We start from the raw sequence: 17898 nt of genomic DNA, 5'->3' as shown, positions 1-17898 counted from the left end.
CGCGACCTGCGGCGGGCTTGGTGATGACGCCTACGCCAGGACGGCGTGCTCGATCGGGCGTTGCTTGCTGCCGACGATGAACTCCGGACGGAAGACGTAAACCAGCGCCGGCATGATGAACAGGGCGCTGAAAGCCGAGACGAACAGCCACAGCCCGATCAGGATCCCCATGTCGGCCTGCAGGCGCAGCGACGAGAAGTACCAGAGGACGACGCTGGTGATCAGCGTCATGGCAGTGATCAGGACGCCCTTGCCAGCCGTGCGCAGCGAATGCACGATGGCGCGCTCGATGTTGGCGTGGTGGTGCAGTTCCTCGCGGATGCCGTCGACGATGTAGAAGGTGTAATCGACGCCGAGGCCGATGCCGAGCGCCACCACCGGCAGGGTGTTGATGTTCATGCCGATGCCCTGCCAGGCCATGTAGGCGAAGGTCAGCGCGTTGGACAGGACGACCGGGATCATGAAAAAGACGCCGGCCACGGTCGAGCGGTAGGTCACCGTGCAGCAGACGACCAGCACCAGCAGTGCCAGGGCGATGGCCTCGATCTGGCCGGCCAGGATGACCTCATTGACCGCCGCCAGCACGCCGACCAGGCCGCCGGCGAGCAGGTACTCGGCCTGCTCGACCGGATGGTTGGCGACATAGTCGCGGACCCGGGCGATCGCCGTCCGGATGGTCTCGCCCTGATGGTCGCGGAAGAACAGCGTGACGGCGCCGTACTTGGCGTCGGCGTCGGCATAGCGGTCCATGTCGCCGGGGTCGGAGCCGGAGACGAACATGTAGGTCAGTTCGCTGTTCTCGTCGCTGGTCAGCCCCAGTTCCTGGTACATCGGGTTGCCTTCGCGCAGCACCCGCTTGACCTGCGGCAGGATATCGGCCAGCGAAATGGTGCCGCCGACCTCGGGCTGCGCCTCCATGTACTTCTGGAAGCGGTTCATGCTGTCGAGCACGGCCGGCTCGCGCAGGGCGCCAGTCTCCTTGCCGGCCAGCACGACGAACATCCGGTCGGAGCCCTGGAACTGCCGATTGATCTCGGCCGCATCGCGGTTGTAGGTCGAATCGGGCCACAGGATCGGCGAACCGGGATTGGCGTCGCCGACCTTCAGGTTGAAGGCATAGAGGGCCGACACGGCGAAGGCGATGCCGGCGCCCGCCAGCACGCCGTAGCGCCAGCGGGTGGTGACGATGCTGGCGCAGACGCCGAGAATGCCGTCGAGGACAGGGGTGAGGTTGATCGGGTGGATGTGCCCCTTTTCCGACTTGCACCACGACAGCATGACCGGCGTCAGCACCAGGGCGCTGATGAAAATGGTCAGAACCCAGACGGTGCCGATGAACGAGATCTTCTGCAGGAGCGGGATCGGGGTCAGGGCGACGACCAGCACGCAACCAGCGTCGGCGACGACGGCCAAGGTGCTCGGCTTGAACAGGTTGCGCGCGCTGGCCCGGGCCGCCGCCGCGGGAGAGCTGCCGCCGTGCGCCAGTTCGTCGTCGAAGCGCGAGACCAGTTGCACCGAGTTGGAAATCGCCTGGGCCGTGATCAGGAAGGCGACGACGACGACCAGCGGGTCGAGATGAAAGCCCATCAGCCGGGCCGCGCCGAGCGCCCAGATGGCGCTGACGACACCGGCCAGCAGCGGCAGCAGGGTGCCGTGCCAAGTGCGGGTGATCAGCAGTAGCAGCAGGACCAGCGAGGCGACGGCGAACAGAAAAATCTGCAGCGTCTCGCCGAGGTAGTGGTTGACCCAGCCGTAGAGCACTGGTTCGCCGACCACCCGGGCCTTGACCCCGTCGCCGCTGGCGGCCTCGACCAGCGCCATGATCTGCTGGAAGGCCTTGGTGTAGTCCACATCGCCGTCGTTGAAATCGACGGTGATTAACGTCGCCTTCAGGTCGGCCGAGACGTAGGGACCATAGACCAGCGGATTGTTCAGGACGGCTTCCCTGAGCACCGCCATTTCGGCCGCGTCGCGGGGCAGGTTCGGCCACATCAGGGGGCGCGACTCGACCCCTTCGGTCGAGGCGCGCACCTCCTTCAGCTTTTTCGAGGCGAGTGAGACGATCTGGTAGGTATCGACGCCTTCGACTTTCTGCAGGCCGACGGTCAGCGCCTGCACCTTGCCGAGCACGGTCGGCTTGAAGATGTCGCCCTGCTCGGTCTCGAGCATGATGCTGACCATGTTCGAGCCGCCGAAGGTCTGCTTGAAGCGCTGGTTGACCTCGACATAGGGATGGTTTTTCGGCAGCAGGTCGCTGAAAACGGTCCTGACTTCGATCTGGCTTGCCAGGTAGCCCATCAGTACGGTAAACAGGGCAACGAGGCCGACCACCAGGGTGCGGAAGCGGATAATGTTGGCGAAGGCTTGGTCGACCTTGCCAAAGGTTGCGTTCTTCATTCTCGCCTCCCTACTTCGCGGCCTGGCCGGCGATGGCCAGCCTGTCGTTTTCGAGGACCGCCAGGTTGGCGCCGGCCAGGTAATAGGCGTCGTCGGACTTCACAATCTGGGTACGCCAGGAGAGGTCCTTGTCCGAGATGCGCGCGGCCTTCCACTCGCCCGGCTCGGCCGCCGCCGTAACCATGACGCCCTTGTCGCCGACCGCCAGCCAGCGACCGCTATCACCGCTATCGCCGCTGTCCCAGATGACGCTGTAGAGCGACTCGCGGGTCGCCTTGGGCGCCGGCTGCCAGGTTTCGCCGCCATCACCGCTCACCATGACCGTGCCGGACAGGCCGACCGCCACGCCATGTTTGGCATCGCGGAAAGTCACGGACATCAGGCTGACCTTGTTGGGGCTTTCCACCTCGTTCCAGGTCTCGCCGCCGTCCGCGGTCTTCATGACCGTGCCGAACTCACCAACTAGCCAGCCGTGCCGGCCGAGAAAGAAGACATCGTTCCAGGCGCGGTCCTTCTCCGGCAGAGCGCGCGACCAGGTGATGCCTTGGTCGGCCGAGCGCAGCAGTGCCCCGAACTCGCCCACCGCCCAGGCGACGCCGTCGAAGATACGCACCCGGAAAAGTTTGTTGGGATTGGAGGATTCGGGTGCCTTGGCTTCCGTCCAGGTGTTGCCGCCGTCGGCGGTGACGATGATGGTGCCCAAGTTGCCGACGGCGGCCGCGTGCTGCGCATCCCAGGCGGCAATGCCGAGCAGGTTGTTCTGGGTGCCGGTCGGCTGGCTGACCCAGGACTTGCCGCCGTCTCGGCTCTGCACCACCTTGCCGCCGGTGCCTGCCGCCCAGACGAGCCTCGGTGCCGGCACTGCCAGGCTGACGTAATTGTCGCGGCGCTCGACGGCCGGCGCATCGACCTTGCGGACTACCGCATCCGCCTTGACGAAGAGGCCCGCGTACAACAGCCCCCCGATGATCCCGAACGGCACGATGGACGACAGGAAGGTGGTCCCCCGTGTCGCTGTGCTTCCGTATTTCCTGAAATGACGCAGCATGTCTTAATCTCCTCGCTGTGCTTGCCCATACCCTTATGGCTCGCGCCTGTCGCTACGGCGGCGCGATGCTTATTGAAGGCGCACGCCCCCGCCACCCCGGGAAGCCGGTGTATTCCGGCCCCCGGGGCGGGGAGAGGTGTCGCTGTGGGGTTGCTTCGGTGCGGCTTTAGTCGGCCCGTTCAGGTACCGGCAGATGCACCCATTCCTTGTAGAAGGCTTCGATGTCCGGCTCGAAGTCGTGGATCACCGGGTACCACGGGGTCGGCGCCTCGACGTCGTGCAGCGTGCCGCAGCTCGGGCAGTAGTACTCGCGATAGACCTGCCACTGGGTATCCGGGGCCATGAGCTTGGGATAGACCTCGGTCATTGCCTCTTCGGTGTCGCGCACGTAGATCGAGGCGTGCAGCTTCCAGTTCTCCTTGTAATCGCAGAACTCGTGGCCGCAGTCGCACTTGATGAGCCACTGCTTGGTCTTGGCCGACTGCACGATGTACATGTGCGGGGCCAGCGGCAGAACGATGCGATCCTTGAAGCTGACCTTGGCCTGCAGCGCCGCGAGGTACTGCTCGAAGCGACTGTTGTCCTTGGGCATCGACAGCATGCGGAAGGTCGTTTCCCAGTCCAGCGAGCCTTCGACCAGATGTGCAACCTGTTCATTGGTATATGACATTTTTGTCTCCTTGATTCAGATAATCGATTGCGCTGCTTACTCTTCGACCTGGACGACAGTCTTCACGTCAGGCATCAGCGAGAGATCCATGCGGTGCTTGGAGCCGTAGGTCGGCACGCCCAGTTCGTCTTCGAGCAATTCCCAGTCGGCCGGCAGGCTCCAGAAATCCTTGAACTCCTTGGTGAATTTCTCGGACAGTCCGAAGCTGGTGGCGAACATGTGCTGAACCTGCACCGCTGCATGCTTGTTGATGATGCGTTCGCGCTCTTCCTTCATCCACTCGCGGGTTGGCAGGGCACGGGCCAAGCGCTCCTTGCGGATTTCCGTACGGCGCTGCCTGGTCAGGTCGGCATCAATGCTGAACACACCCTTGGCATCCTGGGTGAACACGGCGCCGTAGACCTTTTCGGCGAACTCCGGCAGCAGGAACTTCTGGTTTAGATCGTTCTCGATGGCATTGATTTCACGATCGATCGGATCGCCGAAGCCCGGACCGCCCCGCAGGTAGTTCAGATAGAGGTCATGGTTGTCATAGCAGTCCTCGGTCGTCATGCACTGCTTGTCGCGCTTGACCACAGCGGTTGCATCGAGGTGACGCTCGTAGTCGGGAGCGCCCGGATCGAGATCGCCACCGAGCGGCAGCGAGTCGCCGATGGCGATGCGCTCCTTGAGGCCGGTGTTGTGCGCTTCGAAACGGTAGCCGGTGGCCGACGGGTAGCCGCCCATCATGCCCCAGTCGCTGTTCATGTAGCCATTGCCCATGAAGAACATCGTCCAGTCCTGGGCGTTCCAGACCATGCGCAGCGTCTCGAAACCACAGCCGCCACGGTACTTGCCGTAACCGCCGGAGTTGGATTTGACGTTGCGGCCCAAGTACAGCAGCGGCTCGGCCATTTCCCAGATTTCGATGTCGCCCATGTCGCCTTCCGGGTTCCAGATGGCGGCGGCGTGGTTCAGGCCGTCCTTGACGGCGCAGGCACCGGTACCGCAGGACGAAGCCTCGAAACTGTTGACCGCGTGGATCTCGCCGTCCTGGTTGATACCGCCGCCCTGCAGCCAGTTGGAGGTATTGGCGTTGCCGGCATTGACCTCTTCCAGATAGCCGCGGCTGAAGTAGGACTGGCTAAGGCCGCGCCACAGGGCCGCCCAACCGGAGACCAGGAAGTGCCAGGCATAGGCGTGACCGGTGCGACGGTCGTCCGGGTTGCACCAGGTGCCCTTGGGCAGGTGGAACTCGGTGGCGAAGTAGGCACCATCGTTGATGCGCTGGGTCGGCACCAGCGTCTGCGACATCATGACCCAGATGCCCGAGGTGAAGGCCACCTGGTGGGCATTGAAGGTATGCCAGCCCCAACGGCTGGCGCCTTCGAAGTCGAGGCGCCACTTGCCGTCCGGCTTGATGGTCATCTCGACCGGCGAGTGCATGATCGAGTCGAGCTTGGCGAAGGCGTTGGAAACCTGGATGTCCTCGTGCTTGAACGGCACATCGACAAAGGACACCTTGCGATATTTGCCCGGCAGGGTCATTGCCTTGATCCGGCTCATCAGGCCGCGGCGCCCCTCTTCGATGACCTCCTGCGAGAACTTGTCGTAAGCCTCCAGGCCGTCGGCCCGGATCACTTCCTCGACCAGTTCGCGGATCATGTGGCAACCGGCGATGCGGGTTTTTTCGTCGAGAATCCAGTATTTCGGCGTGCGCACCGAACGCTGCGACTCATGCAGCCAGTCGCGCAGCGGCTCGTCGTTCACCCCGGTCTTGCGGCAGGTGATCATGTAGCCGTCGCCGAAACGCTGGGTCTGACCAGTAGACATCGAGCCCGGCGTGACGGCACCGGTATCGATGACGTGGGTAACGCCGCCCACCCAGCCGATCAACTTGCCGGCCCAGAAGATCGGCACAATGGTGGCGATGTCACAGGGGTGCACATTGCCGATGGCGCAGTCATTGGTCGTGAACATGTCGCCGGGGTTGATCGTCGGGTTGGCTTCCCAGTTGTTCTCGATCATGTACTTGATCGCCGCGCCCATGGTGCCGACGTGGATGATGATCCCCGTCGACGTCAGGATGCAATCGCCAGCGGCGTTGTAGAGCGTGAAGCAGAGTTCGCCTTCCTGCTCGACGATGGGGCTGGCGGCGATCTTTTTCGCCGTTTCCCGGGCATGGACCAGGCCACCGCGCAGCTTGGAGAACAGCTTCTCGTAGCGGATCGGGTCGCTGTCACGGAATTCGAGATTTTCCAGGCCGTTGTAGTAACCAGTGGACTGGGTGCGCTCGAGGATGGCGTCGCGGTGCTGCTTGAGCGTCATGCCGCTTTCGAGTAGGTTGCCGAGGCCGATTTCTTTTGTGCTCATCATATTCATGGTGGGTCTCCTCACTTGACTTCTTTGAGATGGAACAGGCGATGCTTGTCGATCGTGGTTTCGAAGCCGTCGGGCACGACGAAGGTCGTCGCGTCGGATTCGATGATGGCTGGCCCGACAATGCGGTTGCCGGCCTTCAGCGACTCCATCTTCCACAGCGCCGCTTCGACCCACTTCTTGTGGCGGTAGAACGGACGCGTGCCGAGATAGGCCTCCTTGGGCGGCGTCGGGCCGGCATCCGCGTCTTCCGGCAGCACCGGTTTCTGGGTCACGACCATGCCGCGCAGGATGGCGCCGGTGACCGAGAAGCCCAGTTCCGGCGAGCGTGCCGAATTGGCGTAGACGCGGCCATAGGTGTTCTCGAAGGACTCGATGATCTGCTGCCAGTCAGCCGCAGTAGCTGCGCTGGTGACCGGTGAGACGATTTCGAGGTCGTTGAGCTGGCCCATGTACTGCATCTTGTAACCGGGGATCAGCAGCACGTCTTCCGGCTTGTAGCCATTGATGACGAACTCGTCGATGACCTTCGTTGCCAGCTCTTCCCAGGCTTCCTGTAACGTCTTGCAGGCAGCAGCCTTCTCCTCGTCGCTGGCAAACTGGGCGACGCCCAGATCGACTGACTTGTCGTAGCGGTACTCGAAGTCGGCACAGGCGCAGCCAAAAGCCGAGAATCCTGCCGCCCAGGCTGGCACCACGACGTCCTTGAAGCCGACGCCTTCGGTGTAGCCATAGGTATGCACCGGGCCGGCGCCGCCGTAGGAGAAGCAGGTGAATTCGGCCGGGTTGTAGCCCTTGGCGCTGATATTGGCACGCAGGTATTCGGACAGCGTCAGGTCGAGCAGCTCAATGACGCCGGCCGCCGCATCTTCGACCGAGAGGCCGAGCGGATCGGCGATTTGTGCCTTGATGTGGTCGCGGGCGCGTTGCACATCGAGCTTGATGGCACCACCGAGGAAGTTCTGCGGATTGAGGTAGCCGAGTACGACGTGGCAGTCGGAGACCGACACCGTATCCAGCCCGCTTTCCGGCCAGCAGGTGCCGACGCGATAGCCCGCGCTATCCGGGCCGAGCTTGATCGATTTGCTGTAGGGGTCTAGGCGGACAAAGCTGCCGGCGCCGGCACCGACCGAATCCATCGCCACCAGCGGCAGCGAGAGGACCAGACGGGCCATGTCGGGGTCGGACTTGATGGCGAAGTTGCCCTTGGTGATCAGCGCCACGTCGAAGCTGGTGCCGCCGATGTCGGAGCAGGCGATGTTTTCGTCGCCAAGATATTCGCCGAGCAGCTTGGAGCCGATAACCCCGCCAATCGGGCCGGAGACGATGGTGCGGGCCAGTTCCTTGGCCTTCCAGCTGATCGTGCCGCCGTGCGTCGCCATCACCCGCAGGTCGAACTTGGCGCCATGCTTCTTGAAGCGGTCGCTGACTTTCTTCAGCGTCTGGCGCGACGGTTCGGCGCCGTAGGCTTCGAGAATGGTCGTGTTCATCCGGTGGCTTTCCTTGCGCGACGGGTAGTAGTCCACCGAGGCGAAGACCGGGATGTCCGACTTGAGCTTTTTCAGTTCGTCACGCACCAGATCGCGCGCCCGTTGCTCGCTGGCCTCGTTCTTGTGGGACTGCAGCAGGCAGATGACGACGGCCTGGGAACCGGCCTCGACCAGTTCGCGGGTGGCCTGGCGCACTTCTTCTTCACGCAGCGGAATGACGATCTTGCCCTGCACGTCGGTCCGTTCGGTGACGCCGCGGGTGCGGGAAACCGGCACCAGCGGCTCGTCGTAACGGTGGGTGTTGAGGTGGATACGATCTTCCAGGGCGTAACCCAGATAGCTCTGCAAGGCACGACCCATCGAATGGATCTGCTCAAAGCCTTTGTTGCAGATCAGGCCGACATCAAGGCCCTTGCGCATCAGGATGCGGTTGAGCATCGCCGTTCCAGAATAGACGCAGGTCGCTAGTTCCGGATAGACGTCGTCAACGTTGCGACCCCAGTGCTCGAGCGCATCAACCGAAGAGTTGTAAATGGCGAGCGATTCGTCGCCGGGATTACTTTGTGCCTTGCCGACGACGAAACGACCGTCGGCCCGGACAAAGAAGGTATCGGTCATCGTGCCGCCGGCATCGATTCCCATTACCTGTACGTTTGACTGCTGAGTTTCCATGTTTGTCTCCTGTCATTGGTGTGTCGTGGCGAGTGATCCCACGCTGACTTAATGGCAAGGGCCGGGCCAGGCCGCGAAAAAGCTGGTGACTCACTGAATTCCTTCGACGAATCATCAACTTGGCAAAAACGTCTGGAAAACAGCAGCTGTCCGATGAAAAAGCGAAAAACGTCCTGAATAACGACGCCAATTTCGAACTGTCCGGATTCCGGACAGTTCACAAGTTTTTTGTTGCGCCGCACAAGCCATTGATACACAACGACTTTATTGACTTGAACAGCATCGTCGGCTACGGTTATGATTAAGTTAATTTATTGTTTTACGGTGAATAGCCCGGAGCCCGCCACGAGCCCAATGTGACCCCCAACAGCAATCTTCTTATTCCGCGAATCGGCGACGAGTCAGCCGTCGCCAGTTCATGGGAACGATTCCTCGAGAACCGGCCACTGCCCGGGGTCGGCGTGCGCAATGTGGTCCTCGACTCCTGGCGGCGCAGCCGTTCTGAGGCCGTCGATCCAGGCATCGGCAGCGCCCCGACGGCCAATGGTGACAAGATTCACCTGTTGCGGGCGCGCTCGCATGATCTCTACGAGGCGGCCAAGCCAGTGCTCGAAACGCTACGTGAAATCCTGCGCGAGTCAGGCACGCTGATCATGCTCAGCGACCCGAGCGGGACCATTCTCGACCTAAATGGCGAAACCCGTGCCCGCGATGCTGGCGAACAGATCAACCTGGCACCCGGCGGTTGCTGGAGCGAAGACCTGATCGGCACCAATGCCATTGGCACGACCATAGCCACGCACCAGCCGGTGCAAATCTACGCCAGCGAGCACTACTGCATCGACGTCAAGCACTGGACCTGTGCCGCTGCCCCCATCCTCGACCCGCTGTGCAGGAACCTGCTAGGCGTCGTCGACGTCTCTGGCGTCAAGGAAACCTTCCATGGCCATACGCTGGGCCTGGTCATTTCAGCCGCCAAGCAGATCGAAGGTATCCTGGCGCGGCGCGATGCCGAATTGCATGGCCGCCTGCTCGAGCACGCCATGGATGGCTTCAGCCGCTATGGCAACGATTGCGTCGTCCTGTTCGACCAGCGCGGCCGTATCGTCAAAACCAGCGGCAGCATGCAACAGGCCCGCGAAATGTACGGTGTGCGCCTGCCTTTCGAGGTCGGCAGCCAGCTAACTGCCCTCGATTTCGCTGTCCATCCCGATGAGCGCATCCGCCAGACGCCACTCTGGCTGCGCCCGGAATGGCTGCACCCGGTACGTTCCCGCGATGGTGACCTCGGCACCTTGCTGGTCATCCCGATTGGCACGCCGGCTCGACAAGCGGTCAGCATCCCCTCCCCGGCGAGCAAAGCGACTGACGAAGTCTTTGCCGAGATCATCGGCACCAGCCAGGCCATTTCGACAGCGAAAGCCCGGGCCAGAAGAATCGCACCGCTTGATCTGCCCGTCCTGTTGCTCGGCGAAACTGGCGCCGGCAAGGAGATTTTTGCCCGCGCCATTCACAAGGCGAGCAGCAAACCGGAAGGGCCTTTCATCGCTGTCAATTGCGGCGCCCTGACCCGCGAGCTGCTGGCCAGTGAATTGTTCGGCTATAGCGAAGGCGCCTTTACCGGCGCCCGCCGCGGCGGGCTGCCCGGCAAGTTCGAACAGGCCGACGGCGGCACCCTTTTCCTCGATGAAATCGGCGAAATGCCGCTCGACATGCAGCCTCATCTCTTGCGTGTGCTGCAGGATGGCGTGGTCGTCCGGCTGGGCGACACCAAGGAACGCAAAGTGGCGGTGCGCATCATTGCCGCGACCAATCGCGACCTGCAAACGGATTCCAGCACCGGCCGCTTCCGCGAAGATCTTTTCCACCGGCTCTGCGTCGTGAGCCTGCATCTGCCGCCCTTGCGCGAGCGCCCGGAGGATACCGAAGCGATCATCGGCTACCTCAACCAGCGCCTGGCCCGCAAATACGGCTGCCCACCGAAGAGCCTGGCCCCAGAAGTCTTGCACCATCTGCTGCGCTATCGCTGGCCGGGAAATATCCGCGAATTGCAGAATGTCTTCGAAGCCATGTTTGCGCTAAGCGATGGCAATCGTATCGATGGCAGCCTGCTCCCGCCGCATATTGCCGGTGCGGCGGTTGATGCGGTGCTGGCACGTGGTGAGGTAACGCCGGCCATCGCAGCCGGCCGCCTGGCTGAAATGGAGCGGGCCGCAATCAATACCGCAGTTGCCAACAGCCACGGCAACCTGTCGATGGCTGCACGAAACCTGGGCATTTCTCGCAGCACGCTCTACGTCAAACTGGCCGCCATGCGCGAGTTACCGGCGGCAGGGTAGTTAAAACCTGCCTCTGGCGTTCGCTAAGCCACATCGCAATCGGCAGTCGCTAAGGCCGGCGCAAGGGTTTCAGCAAATCCGACAGCCCGTTGTGGTCGATTTCCTGCATGAGCGCCAGCAGGCGGCCGATTTCGCCGGGCGGGAAACCTTCGCGGGCGAACCAGTTGAGGTAGTTTCCGGGCAGGTCGGCGATCAGCGTGCCTTTGTGCTTGCCGAAGGGCATGGCGCGGGTGACGAGGAGGAGCAGGTCTTCGGGGTTCATTGACGGCGGGGTTCAGGCGAAGCCGCCATTGTGCCAAAACTCAGCCGTGGCAGATCATCCATAGCGCGGTAGCGACGAGCATCAGCGCGAAAGCGATACGCAGGCGGCGCTCCGGCAGACGATGGGCGATACGGACACCGTTGGAAACGGTCAGCGCACCACCCAGCGCGAACAACACACCCATCTTCCAGTCGACCAGTCCGGCATTCGCAAAGGTCAGTAAGGCAACGATGGAACTAGGCATGACCAGAGCGATGGCGAAGCCCTGGGCCATGGCCTGCATCTGCCGGAAAAAGGTGACCAGGATGGGCGGCGTGATCATGCCGCCACCGATGCTGATCAGGCCCTGACAGGTACCACCGATCAGGCCGACCAGCGGAATCAGCCGTTCCGGTAACGCGAACGACCAGTTCGAGCGCCCGGCCCGCAGAGACCACAGGCTGTTGATGGCCAGCCAGAGCAGGAAGGCGCCGAAATAGCGCCGCAACTGGCTGGAGGCCAGGCTGCTCGCGTAGTGCGCCGTCAAGGCCGTTGCCGTCACCGCGCAGAGCACCAGCAACGCCGTGCGCAACTTTGGCAGCGGCTGACGCTCGCAATAACGCCACAGAGCAATGCTCAGGTTGGGCACCATCATGACCAGCGCCGTGCCTTGCGCCAGTTTCTGGTCCATACCGAACAGCCCGGTCATCACGGGAATGGCGATGATGCCGCCGCCAATGCCGAAGATGCCACCGGCAAGCCCCAGGGCGGCACCGATGAGCAGGGGCAAGGCAAGGCTCAGGGCGAGGATCATGGACGGACTCGGAAAGAAAGTCGGCCCATGTTACTGCTTTGCAGAAAGGCGAAAATATCGCTAAATTAACTTGATTCGTTAATTCTATTTACCAATAAACCGATGTCATCCGAACTTGCTTTCTTCAGCTTGCTTGTCCAGCAAGGCAGCCTGGCCCGGGCTGCCCGCGAGCTCGGCCTGACCGGCCCTGCCGTCAGCCATCGCCTTGCCCAGCTCGAACAGCGCCTGGGCGTTCGCCTGCTGACGCGGACGACGCGCCGGATGAGCCTGACGCCGGAGGGCGAGCTCTACCTGGCCGAAAGCCGGCGTATCCTCGGTGAAATCGAGGCACTGGAGCAGACACTGACCCGCACCCGGGCCGAGCCGCGCGGCCTGCTGCGCATCCATGCCACTTACGGTTTCGGCCGCCGGCAACTGGCGCCAGCCGTGTCCGACTTCGTCCGCCAATACCCGGCTGTCGACATCCAGCTCACCCTCGGCGATCAGGCCGTCATGCCGGGCGACCAGAGCTTCGATATCGCCATCCGCTTTGGCGAACCACCGGAGGCGCGCGTCGTCGCCCGCAAGATCGCCTCCAATCAGCGCTACCTGTTTGCCTCGCCGTCCTACCTCGCCCGCCGCGGTCAGCCGCTCGACCCGGACGATCTGGGCAGCCATGACTGCATCGTCATTCGCGAAGGCAGTGGCGCCTTCGGCACGTGGACGCTGTGTGCCGGCAAGCAGTGCCGCAACGTGAAAGTAAGCAGCAAGCTCAGCACCAATCACGGCGAGGTGGCTGTCGACTGGGCGCTCGACGGCCATGGCATCCTGCTCCGCTCATTGTGGGACACGGCAGCCGAGCTGCGCGCCGGCCGGCTGGTCCGCGTATTGCCGGAATGGTCGGGCAGCCCGGCCGACATTTACGCCCTGTACCCGCAGCGCCTGAACCTGTCGGCCAAGGTGCGGGTGTTTCTTGATTTCCTGACTGAACGCTTCGCTGCCTACCGCAGCGCCACCAACAGCAACGCCCAATTACCCTGGTAAGCCCGGCTCAGCGCGCTGAACGCCAGAGCGGGTAAAGACCGACCAAGCCGAGCAGCGGCCCGGGCAGCAGCAGCCAGGCGATGCTCATGCCCCAGTCGGCTATCCACGCCGTGCCGAGCTGGATGGAGAACATCGTGATGGCGAAGCCGATGGAGTTTTGAAAGGCCAGCGCGCTGCCAACGATTTCCGGCGGACAGGCACGGGCCGAGAGTGCCGAAAAATGCGGCGAATCGGCGACGACCGTGGCGCCCCAGAGGAGCAACAAGGCGATCCTGGCAGCGGCCGGCCAGTCGCCGGTCAGCGGAAAAAGCGCGCAGCAGATGGCCGAGCCTGCCAGGGCGACAGCCGCCACACGCGCGCTGCCAATGCGCTGGCTCCACCAGCCGCCGAACAGGCAACCGAGCGCGCCGACGCCGATGATGGCGAAGGCCAGCCCGGAAAGCTGGCGGCTACCCGCCTCGGCCAGGCCGCTCAGGATGATGAGCGCCGGGGTCAGCGTCCAGAAGGCGTAGAGCTCCCACATATGGCCGAAATAGCCGAGGGCGGAAGCGCGGAATTCGCGGGTAGCGTATGCGTAGAAAACCTGCCCCAGGCGCAGCGGTGGCGCACCATGCCGACGTTTTAGATGCGGCCCGTCGCCGAGCCGGAAGATCATGGCCGAGGCCAGTAACGCGAGAAACGACGACACCAGGATAGTCGCCTGCCACGACCACCCCGCCCCGGCCAGCCGGATGCCGTGCGGCAGGGCCGTGCCCAACGTCAGCATGCCGACCAGCTGGGCAAGCGCGGCACCGGCCCGCTCTGGCACCCAACTGACGACCAGTTTCATGCCCAGCGGGTAGACGCCGGCCAGACAGAAGCCGACGGCGAAACGCAGCGGCACAGCCGAGGCCATGCCATCGGCGAGCAGGGCAAAGGCGCCGTTGCAGACGGCGCCGAGCACGGCGCAGACGGCGAAGATGCGGCTCGCGGCGAAGCGGTCGGCCAGACCGGAGATGGCGAAGGTCAGCGTGCCGAGGATGAAGCCGAGTTGCACGGCGTTGGTCAGCGTACCGATGTCCGCTGGCGCGATGCCCCAGGCGCGGGTCAGGTCGTCGGCCGCGCTGTTGGCGGAAAACCACAGCGAGGTGCCGAACAGTTGGGCGATGACGATGATGAGGACGGGGTTTTGCATGAGTGAATCGATTTTGGAATATCGCGTTAGCTTATCGCCGATTTTAAAAATCACACGACAAAACGATCAGGCTGGCCTTCCAGTAAAATCGGCGCTCTCCAAGCTCAGTACCCGCGCATGTCCAAACCTGTCTCGCCCAACTATCTCGCCGGCTACCCCGCGCACCTGACGGAATCGGTGCAGCGGCTGATCGAACAGGATCAGCTCGGGAAAGTGCTGCGCCAAAAGTATCCGGAAGTGCATCAGGTACGCACCGACAAGGCCCTCTATGACTACGTTCAGGAGATCAAGGCGACGTATTTGCGCAACGCGCCGCAGCCGAGCAAGGTGGCCTTCGACGGCAAGTTGCAGACATTGCAAAAAGCGCTGGGCATTCACAGCCGGATCGCCCGCGTCCAGGGTGGCAAGCTCAAAAGCAAGCGCGAAATCCACGTTGCCAGCATTTTCCGCGAGATGCCGCCGGAGTTTTTGCGCATGATCGTCGTCCATGAAATTTCCCACCTCAAGGAACCGGAGCACGACAAGGCGTTCTATCAGCTGTGCCAGCACATGGAGCCGAATTACTTCCAGCTCGAATTCGACCTGCGCGCCTACCTCTGCCATCTTGCTGCAGGCGGCCCGCCGTTGTGGGTGGCCGAGGTTTCTGCGGGAAACTCGTAAGTTCCACGGTCAGCCGGGCTTGCTACGGTCAACCGTAAAAAATGGCCAAAATTGAAATCACGCCAATGGCTGGCGTGATTTCAAAATCCCTTAATTGGTCAGAATCCGCACCTTGACTGTCTTGCCCTTGACCTTGCCGGCCGACAGCTTGCGCACCGTTTCCTTGGCGACGGCACGCGCCACGGCGACGTAGGTGCTCTGATCGGTCACCGTGATCTTGCCGACCTGTTCGCGGGTCAGGCCAGCCTCACCGGCCAGCGCACCCATGACGTCGCCGGGACGAATCTTGTCCTTGCGCCCGCCGAGCATGAGTAGCGTAGACATCGGCGGCACGAGCGGTGAGTCGTCGGTAACTTCCACTGTCTTCAAGTCGAGGACGTCGAGCTTGCACTTCATCATTTCGGCGATGGTCGCCACGCGGCGCCGATCTCCGGAACTGCACAAACTCAGCGCCCAGCCTTCCTCGTCGCCGCGGCCGGTACGGCCAATGCGGTGAATGTGGATTTCCGGATCGGGCGTCACGTCCACGTTGATGACCGCTTCCAGCTGGTCGATATCGAGACCGCGCGCCGCCACATCGGTCGCCACGAGCACCGAGCAACTGCGGTTGGCGAACTGGATCAACACCTGATCCCGCTCGCGCTGTTCCAGATCGCCGTTCAGCGTCAGCGCATGAATGCCGGCGTGGCGCAGCACATTAACCAGATCGCGGCACTGCTGCTTGGTATTGCAGAAGGCCAGCGTGCTGACCGGGCGGTAATGCTTGAGCAGGCGCACGACAGCATCCAGGCGCTCGTCGTCCTTAACCTCGTAGAAGCGCTGGCGAATCTTTGTTTCTTCGTGCTGCTCGAGGAGCTTGACCTCCTGCGGCTGACGCAAAAACTGCTTGGCGAGCTGGGCGATGCCTTCTGGATAGGTCGCCGAAAACAGCAAGGTCTGGCGCTGCGTCGGGCAGCGCTTGGCCACGAAGGCGATGTCGTCATGGAAGCCCATGTCGAGCATGCGGTCAGCTTCGTCGAGGACCAGCGTGTTCAGTTCGTCGAGCTTCAGGTAGCCGCGCTCCATGTGGTCCATGATGCGACCGGGCGTGCCGACGACGATATGCACACCGTTTTCCAGACTGTTCGCCTGATTGCGCAGCGTCGAGCCGCCAACCAGCGAAAGTACCTTGATGTTCTCTTCGAAGCGGGCCAGACGACGGATTTCCTGCGTCACCTGATCGGCCAGTTCGCGCGTCGGGCAAAGCACCATCGCCTGTACGGCAAAACGGCTGGTATTCAGGCGATTGAGCAGCGCCAGGCCGAAGGCAGCGGTCTTGCCGCTACCGGTCTTGGCCTGGGCGATCAGGTCGTTGCCGGCTAGGGCCAGCGGCAGGCTGGCGGCCTGGATCGGCGTCATGCTCAGATATTCAAGCTGCGCCAGATTGGCCAGCATGGCCGGCGCCAAGGGCAGCGTGTTGAAAGCCTGGCTGGCCGCAGTAGTTTCGCTCATGCCCGGCTCAAACCCTGCGCTTGCGCGCCGGCATCGGCTTGCGCTGACGTTGGCCCGGCTTATGAACCTCGGCTTCCGGCTTCGGCTTGGGCACCAGCAGGTTCTTGGCCGTCGTCTTCTCGGAAGCGCGATGGGCCAGAATAGCCTTCGTCACGTCAGCTGGATCGATGGTAATGCCGGCGTGCTCGCCCTTGACGTTGTAGGCCGAGAGCCGGTCCTTGATGGCGAACAGGCGTTCCGGATTCTCCGCCTTGCGGGGAAGGCCAGTCACGATCTCCTGCGCGGCAGCGGTCAGCACGAAACCGCCAGCCTCGGCCTTGATCAGGCCATGTTTGGCCAGGCGGTCGAAAGCCTCGACCAGCTTCGCCTCGTTGGGAATGTTGTTCTGCAGCAGATCAGCCGCCGCAACGATCTCGACCAACTCGCCCGGCCGCCGCTTGGAAGAAAGTGCCGTGGCGAGAATAAGAAGGGAGTCAACGTCGTGGACTGGATGCATCGTAGTACCTTTGAATATCTGGGGAATGAGAAACGGCGGGGAATCAGCGGGTCAAAGGCTGGAAAAAACGGCCTGAAATCAGTTTCTCGCAAGGACGACAGTGTACCCGGTTTGCCGGTCCAAGCGGCGCGAAACCTGACATGCGATGCCACGGTCAACCGGAAATTCATGCCAATTTCCACTCGTTAAAAAGGGCCACCCAAGGGCGGCCCCATCTTCATTGCCAAAAATTCGGCAGCTTACTTGGCGGACAGCGCCATCATCAGATCGTTGATGCGTTTGACGAAACCGGCCGGATCGTCCAGCTGACCACCTTCGGCCAGCGTCGCCTGTTCGAACAACAACGCCGCCCAATCATCGAAACGGTTTTCCTCGTACTTCAGGCGCATGACCGCTGGATGTTGCGGGTTGATTTCGAGGATAGGCTTCGAGTTCGGCATCGGCTGACCAGCCGCCTTCATCAGGCGCGCCAGGTTGCCGGACGGATCATGCTCGTCAGACACCAGGCAGGACGGGGAATCAGTCAGACGATAGGTGACTCGAACGTCCTTCACCTTGTCGCCGAGTGAGGTTTTCACCTTCTCGAGCAATTCCTTGTACTCGTCGGCAGCCTTTTCGGCTTCCTGCTTCTCGGCTTCATCTTCCAGCTTGCCCAGATCCAGACCGCCCTTGGCGACGGATTGCAGGTGCTTGCCGTCAAACTCGGTCAGGTGACCAACGACCCATTCGTCAACGCGATCCGAAAGCAGCAGCACTTCGATGCCCTTCTTGCGGAAGATTTCGAGGTGCGGGCTGTTCTTGGCGGCGTTGAAGGTATCGGCCGTGACGAAGTAAATCTTCTCCTGTCCTTCCTTCATGCGGCCAATGTAGTCGGCCAGGGAAACGTTTTGCTCGGGTGTGTCGTTGTGCGTTGAGGCAAAACGAATCAGGCCGGCGATCTTTTCCTTGTTGGCATGATCCTCGCCAACACCTTCCTTGAGCACAGCGCCAAAGGCTTCCCAGAACTTGGTGTAGTTATCCTTGTC

The 17898-nt window shown here is 62.3% G+C and carries 14 protein-coding genes (1 of these 14 running past the window's edge); 3 read left to right on the top strand and 11 right to left on the bottom strand.

The window, feature by feature from the left end; all coding sequences use genetic code 11:
• Positions 1-30: 30 nt before the first annotated feature.
• The 5 genes from KI613_RS06300 to KI613_RS06280 all read right to left on the bottom strand — a co-directional run bounded on the left by KI613_RS06300 (position 31) and on the right by KI613_RS06280 (position 8635).
• Positions 31-2397, bottom strand: a complete 2367-nt coding sequence (locus KI613_RS06300; RefSeq protein WP_226404339.1) for an efflux RND transporter permease subunit — start codon at positions 2395-2397, stop codon at positions 31-33.
• A 10-nt stretch (positions 2398-2407) separates the two neighbouring features.
• Positions 2408-3352: a WD40/YVTN/BNR-like repeat-containing protein gene (locus tag KI613_RS06295; protein ID WP_226404337.1), complete on the bottom strand. Its 945-nt coding sequence runs from the start codon at positions 3350-3352 to the stop codon at positions 2408-2410.
• A gap of 259 nt (positions 3353-3611) precedes the next feature.
• A complete protein-coding gene (locus KI613_RS06290; protein WP_226404336.1) occupies positions 3612-4115 on the bottom strand; it encodes an acetone carboxylase subunit gamma in 504 nt (167 codons plus the stop codon).
• Positions 4116-4151: 36 nt separating this feature from the next.
• Positions 4152-6476: a hydantoinase B/oxoprolinase family protein gene (locus tag KI613_RS06285; RefSeq protein WP_226404335.1), complete on the bottom strand. Its 2325-nt coding sequence runs from the start codon at positions 6474-6476 to the stop codon at positions 4152-4154.
• Between the two features lie 11 nt (positions 6477-6487).
• On the bottom strand, positions 6488-8635 hold the full coding sequence (locus KI613_RS06280; protein WP_226404334.1) for a hydantoinase/oxoprolinase family protein: 2148 nt from the start codon (positions 8633-8635) through the stop codon (positions 6488-6490).
• A 356-nt stretch (positions 8636-8991) separates the two neighbouring features.
• Here KI613_RS06280 and KI613_RS06275 point away from each other — a divergent pair, with 356 nt between their 5' ends.
• Positions 8992-10974, top strand: a complete 1983-nt coding sequence (locus KI613_RS06275) for a sigma-54-dependent Fis family transcriptional regulator (protein WP_226404333.1) — start codon at positions 8992-8994, stop codon at positions 10972-10974.
• Positions 10975-11023: 49 nt separating this feature from the next.
• On the opposite strand, the gene KI613_RS06270 is transcribed toward KI613_RS06275, so the two are convergent.
• Positions 11024-11236, bottom strand: a complete 213-nt coding sequence (locus tag KI613_RS06270) for a DUF3820 family protein (RefSeq protein ID WP_226404332.1) — start codon at positions 11234-11236, stop codon at positions 11024-11026.
• A 40-nt stretch (positions 11237-11276) separates the two neighbouring features.
• Positions 11277-12029, bottom strand: a complete 753-nt coding sequence (locus KI613_RS06265) for a sulfite exporter TauE/SafE family protein (RefSeq protein ID WP_226404331.1) — start codon at positions 12027-12029, stop codon at positions 11277-11279.
• A gap of 102 nt (positions 12030-12131) precedes the next feature.
• On the opposite strand from KI613_RS06265, the gene KI613_RS06260 reads away from it, so the two are divergent.
• Positions 12132-13052, top strand: coding sequence for a LysR family transcriptional regulator (locus tag KI613_RS06260; RefSeq protein WP_226404330.1), 921 nt, complete (start codon positions 12132-12134; stop codon positions 13050-13052).
• Between the two features lie 7 nt (positions 13053-13059).
• Here the strand turns inward: KI613_RS06260 and KI613_RS06255 are convergent, their stop codons facing one another.
• Complete coding sequence (locus KI613_RS06255; protein ID WP_226404329.1) at positions 13060-14226, bottom strand: MFS transporter; 1167 nt, start codon at positions 14224-14226, stop codon at positions 13060-13062.
• Positions 14227-14343: 117 nt separating this feature from the next.
• On the opposite strand from KI613_RS06255, the gene KI613_RS06250 reads away from it, so the two are divergent.
• Entirely contained in the window at positions 14344-14886 is a 543-nt protein-coding gene (locus KI613_RS06250; RefSeq protein WP_404826988.1) for a M48 metallopeptidase family protein, read from the top strand.
• A 90-nt stretch (positions 14887-14976) separates the two neighbouring features.
• Here the strand turns inward: KI613_RS06250 and dbpA are convergent, their stop codons facing one another.
• The 3 genes from dbpA to htpG all read right to left on the bottom strand — a co-directional run.
• On the bottom strand, positions 14977-16377 hold the full coding sequence (gene dbpA, locus KI613_RS06245; RefSeq protein WP_226404328.1) for an ATP-dependent RNA helicase DbpA: 1401 nt from the start codon (positions 16375-16377) through the stop codon (positions 14977-14979).
• Between the two features lie 7 nt (positions 16378-16384).
• Positions 16385-16873 carry a hypothetical protein gene (locus tag KI613_RS06240; protein WP_226404327.1) on the bottom strand — a complete coding sequence of 163 codons (489 nt, stop codon included), beginning with the start codon at positions 16871-16873 and terminating at the stop codon, positions 16385-16387.
• Positions 16874-17112: 239 nt separating this feature from the next.
• A protein-coding gene (gene htpG / locus KI613_RS06235; protein WP_226404326.1) for a molecular chaperone HtpG crosses the window boundary here: on the bottom strand, positions 17113-17898 show its 3' portion. 1125 nt of this gene lie beyond the right edge of the window; the window shows 786 of its 1911 coding nt (coding positions 1126-1911); the start codon falls outside the window, past its right edge — the gene reads right to left on this strand; its stop codon occupies positions 17113-17115.

It is taken from the genome of Ferribacterium limneticum (assembly GCF_020510585.1).
Classification (GTDB): Bacteria; Pseudomonadota; Gammaproteobacteria; order Burkholderiales; family Rhodocyclaceae; genus Azonexus.
The sequence above is the reverse complement of the archived record's forward strand: the minus strand, read 5'-3'. Positions and strand labels throughout refer to the sequence as shown.

Excerpts from the sequence above, each read along its gene's own strand:
- KI613_RS06285 (WP_226404335.1), bottom strand. The coding sequence starts at position 6,476 with ATGAATATGATGAGCACAAAAGAAATCGGCCTCGGCAACCTACTCGAA.
- KI613_RS06240 (WP_226404327.1), bottom strand. The coding sequence starts at position 16,873 with ATGCATCCAGTCCACGACGTTGACTCCCTTCTTATTCTCGCCACGGCA.
- KI613_RS06265 (WP_226404331.1), bottom strand. The coding sequence starts at position 12,029 with ATGATCCTCGCCCTGAGCCTTGCCTTGCCCCTGCTCATCGGTGCCGCC.
- KI613_RS06255 (WP_226404329.1), bottom strand. The coding sequence starts at position 14,226 with ATGCAAAACCCCGTCCTCATCATCGTCATCGCCCAACTGTTCGGCACC.
- KI613_RS06270 (WP_226404332.1), bottom strand. The coding sequence starts at position 11,236 with ATGAACCCCGAAGACCTGCTCCTCCTCGTCACCCGCGCCATGCCCTTC.
- KI613_RS06300 (WP_226404339.1), bottom strand. The coding sequence starts at position 2,397 with ATGAAGAACGCAACCTTTGGCAAGGTCGACCAAGCCTTCGCCAACATT.
- KI613_RS06290 (WP_226404336.1), bottom strand. The coding sequence starts at position 4,115 with ATGTCATATACCAATGAACAGGTTGCACATCTGGTCGAAGGCTCGCTG.
- KI613_RS06260 (WP_226404330.1), top strand. The coding sequence starts at position 12,132 with ATGTCATCCGAACTTGCTTTCTTCAGCTTGCTTGTCCAGCAAGGCAGC.
- dbpA (WP_226404328.1), bottom strand. The coding sequence starts at position 16,377 with ATGAGCGAAACTACTGCGGCCAGCCAGGCTTTCAACACGCTGCCCTTG.
- KI613_RS06250 (WP_404826988.1), top strand. The coding sequence starts at position 14,344 with ATGTCCAAACCTGTCTCGCCCAACTATCTCGCCGGCTACCCCGCGCAC.
- KI613_RS06280 (WP_226404334.1), bottom strand. The coding sequence starts at position 8,635 with ATGGAAACTCAGCAGTCAAACGTACAGGTAATGGGAATCGATGCCGGC.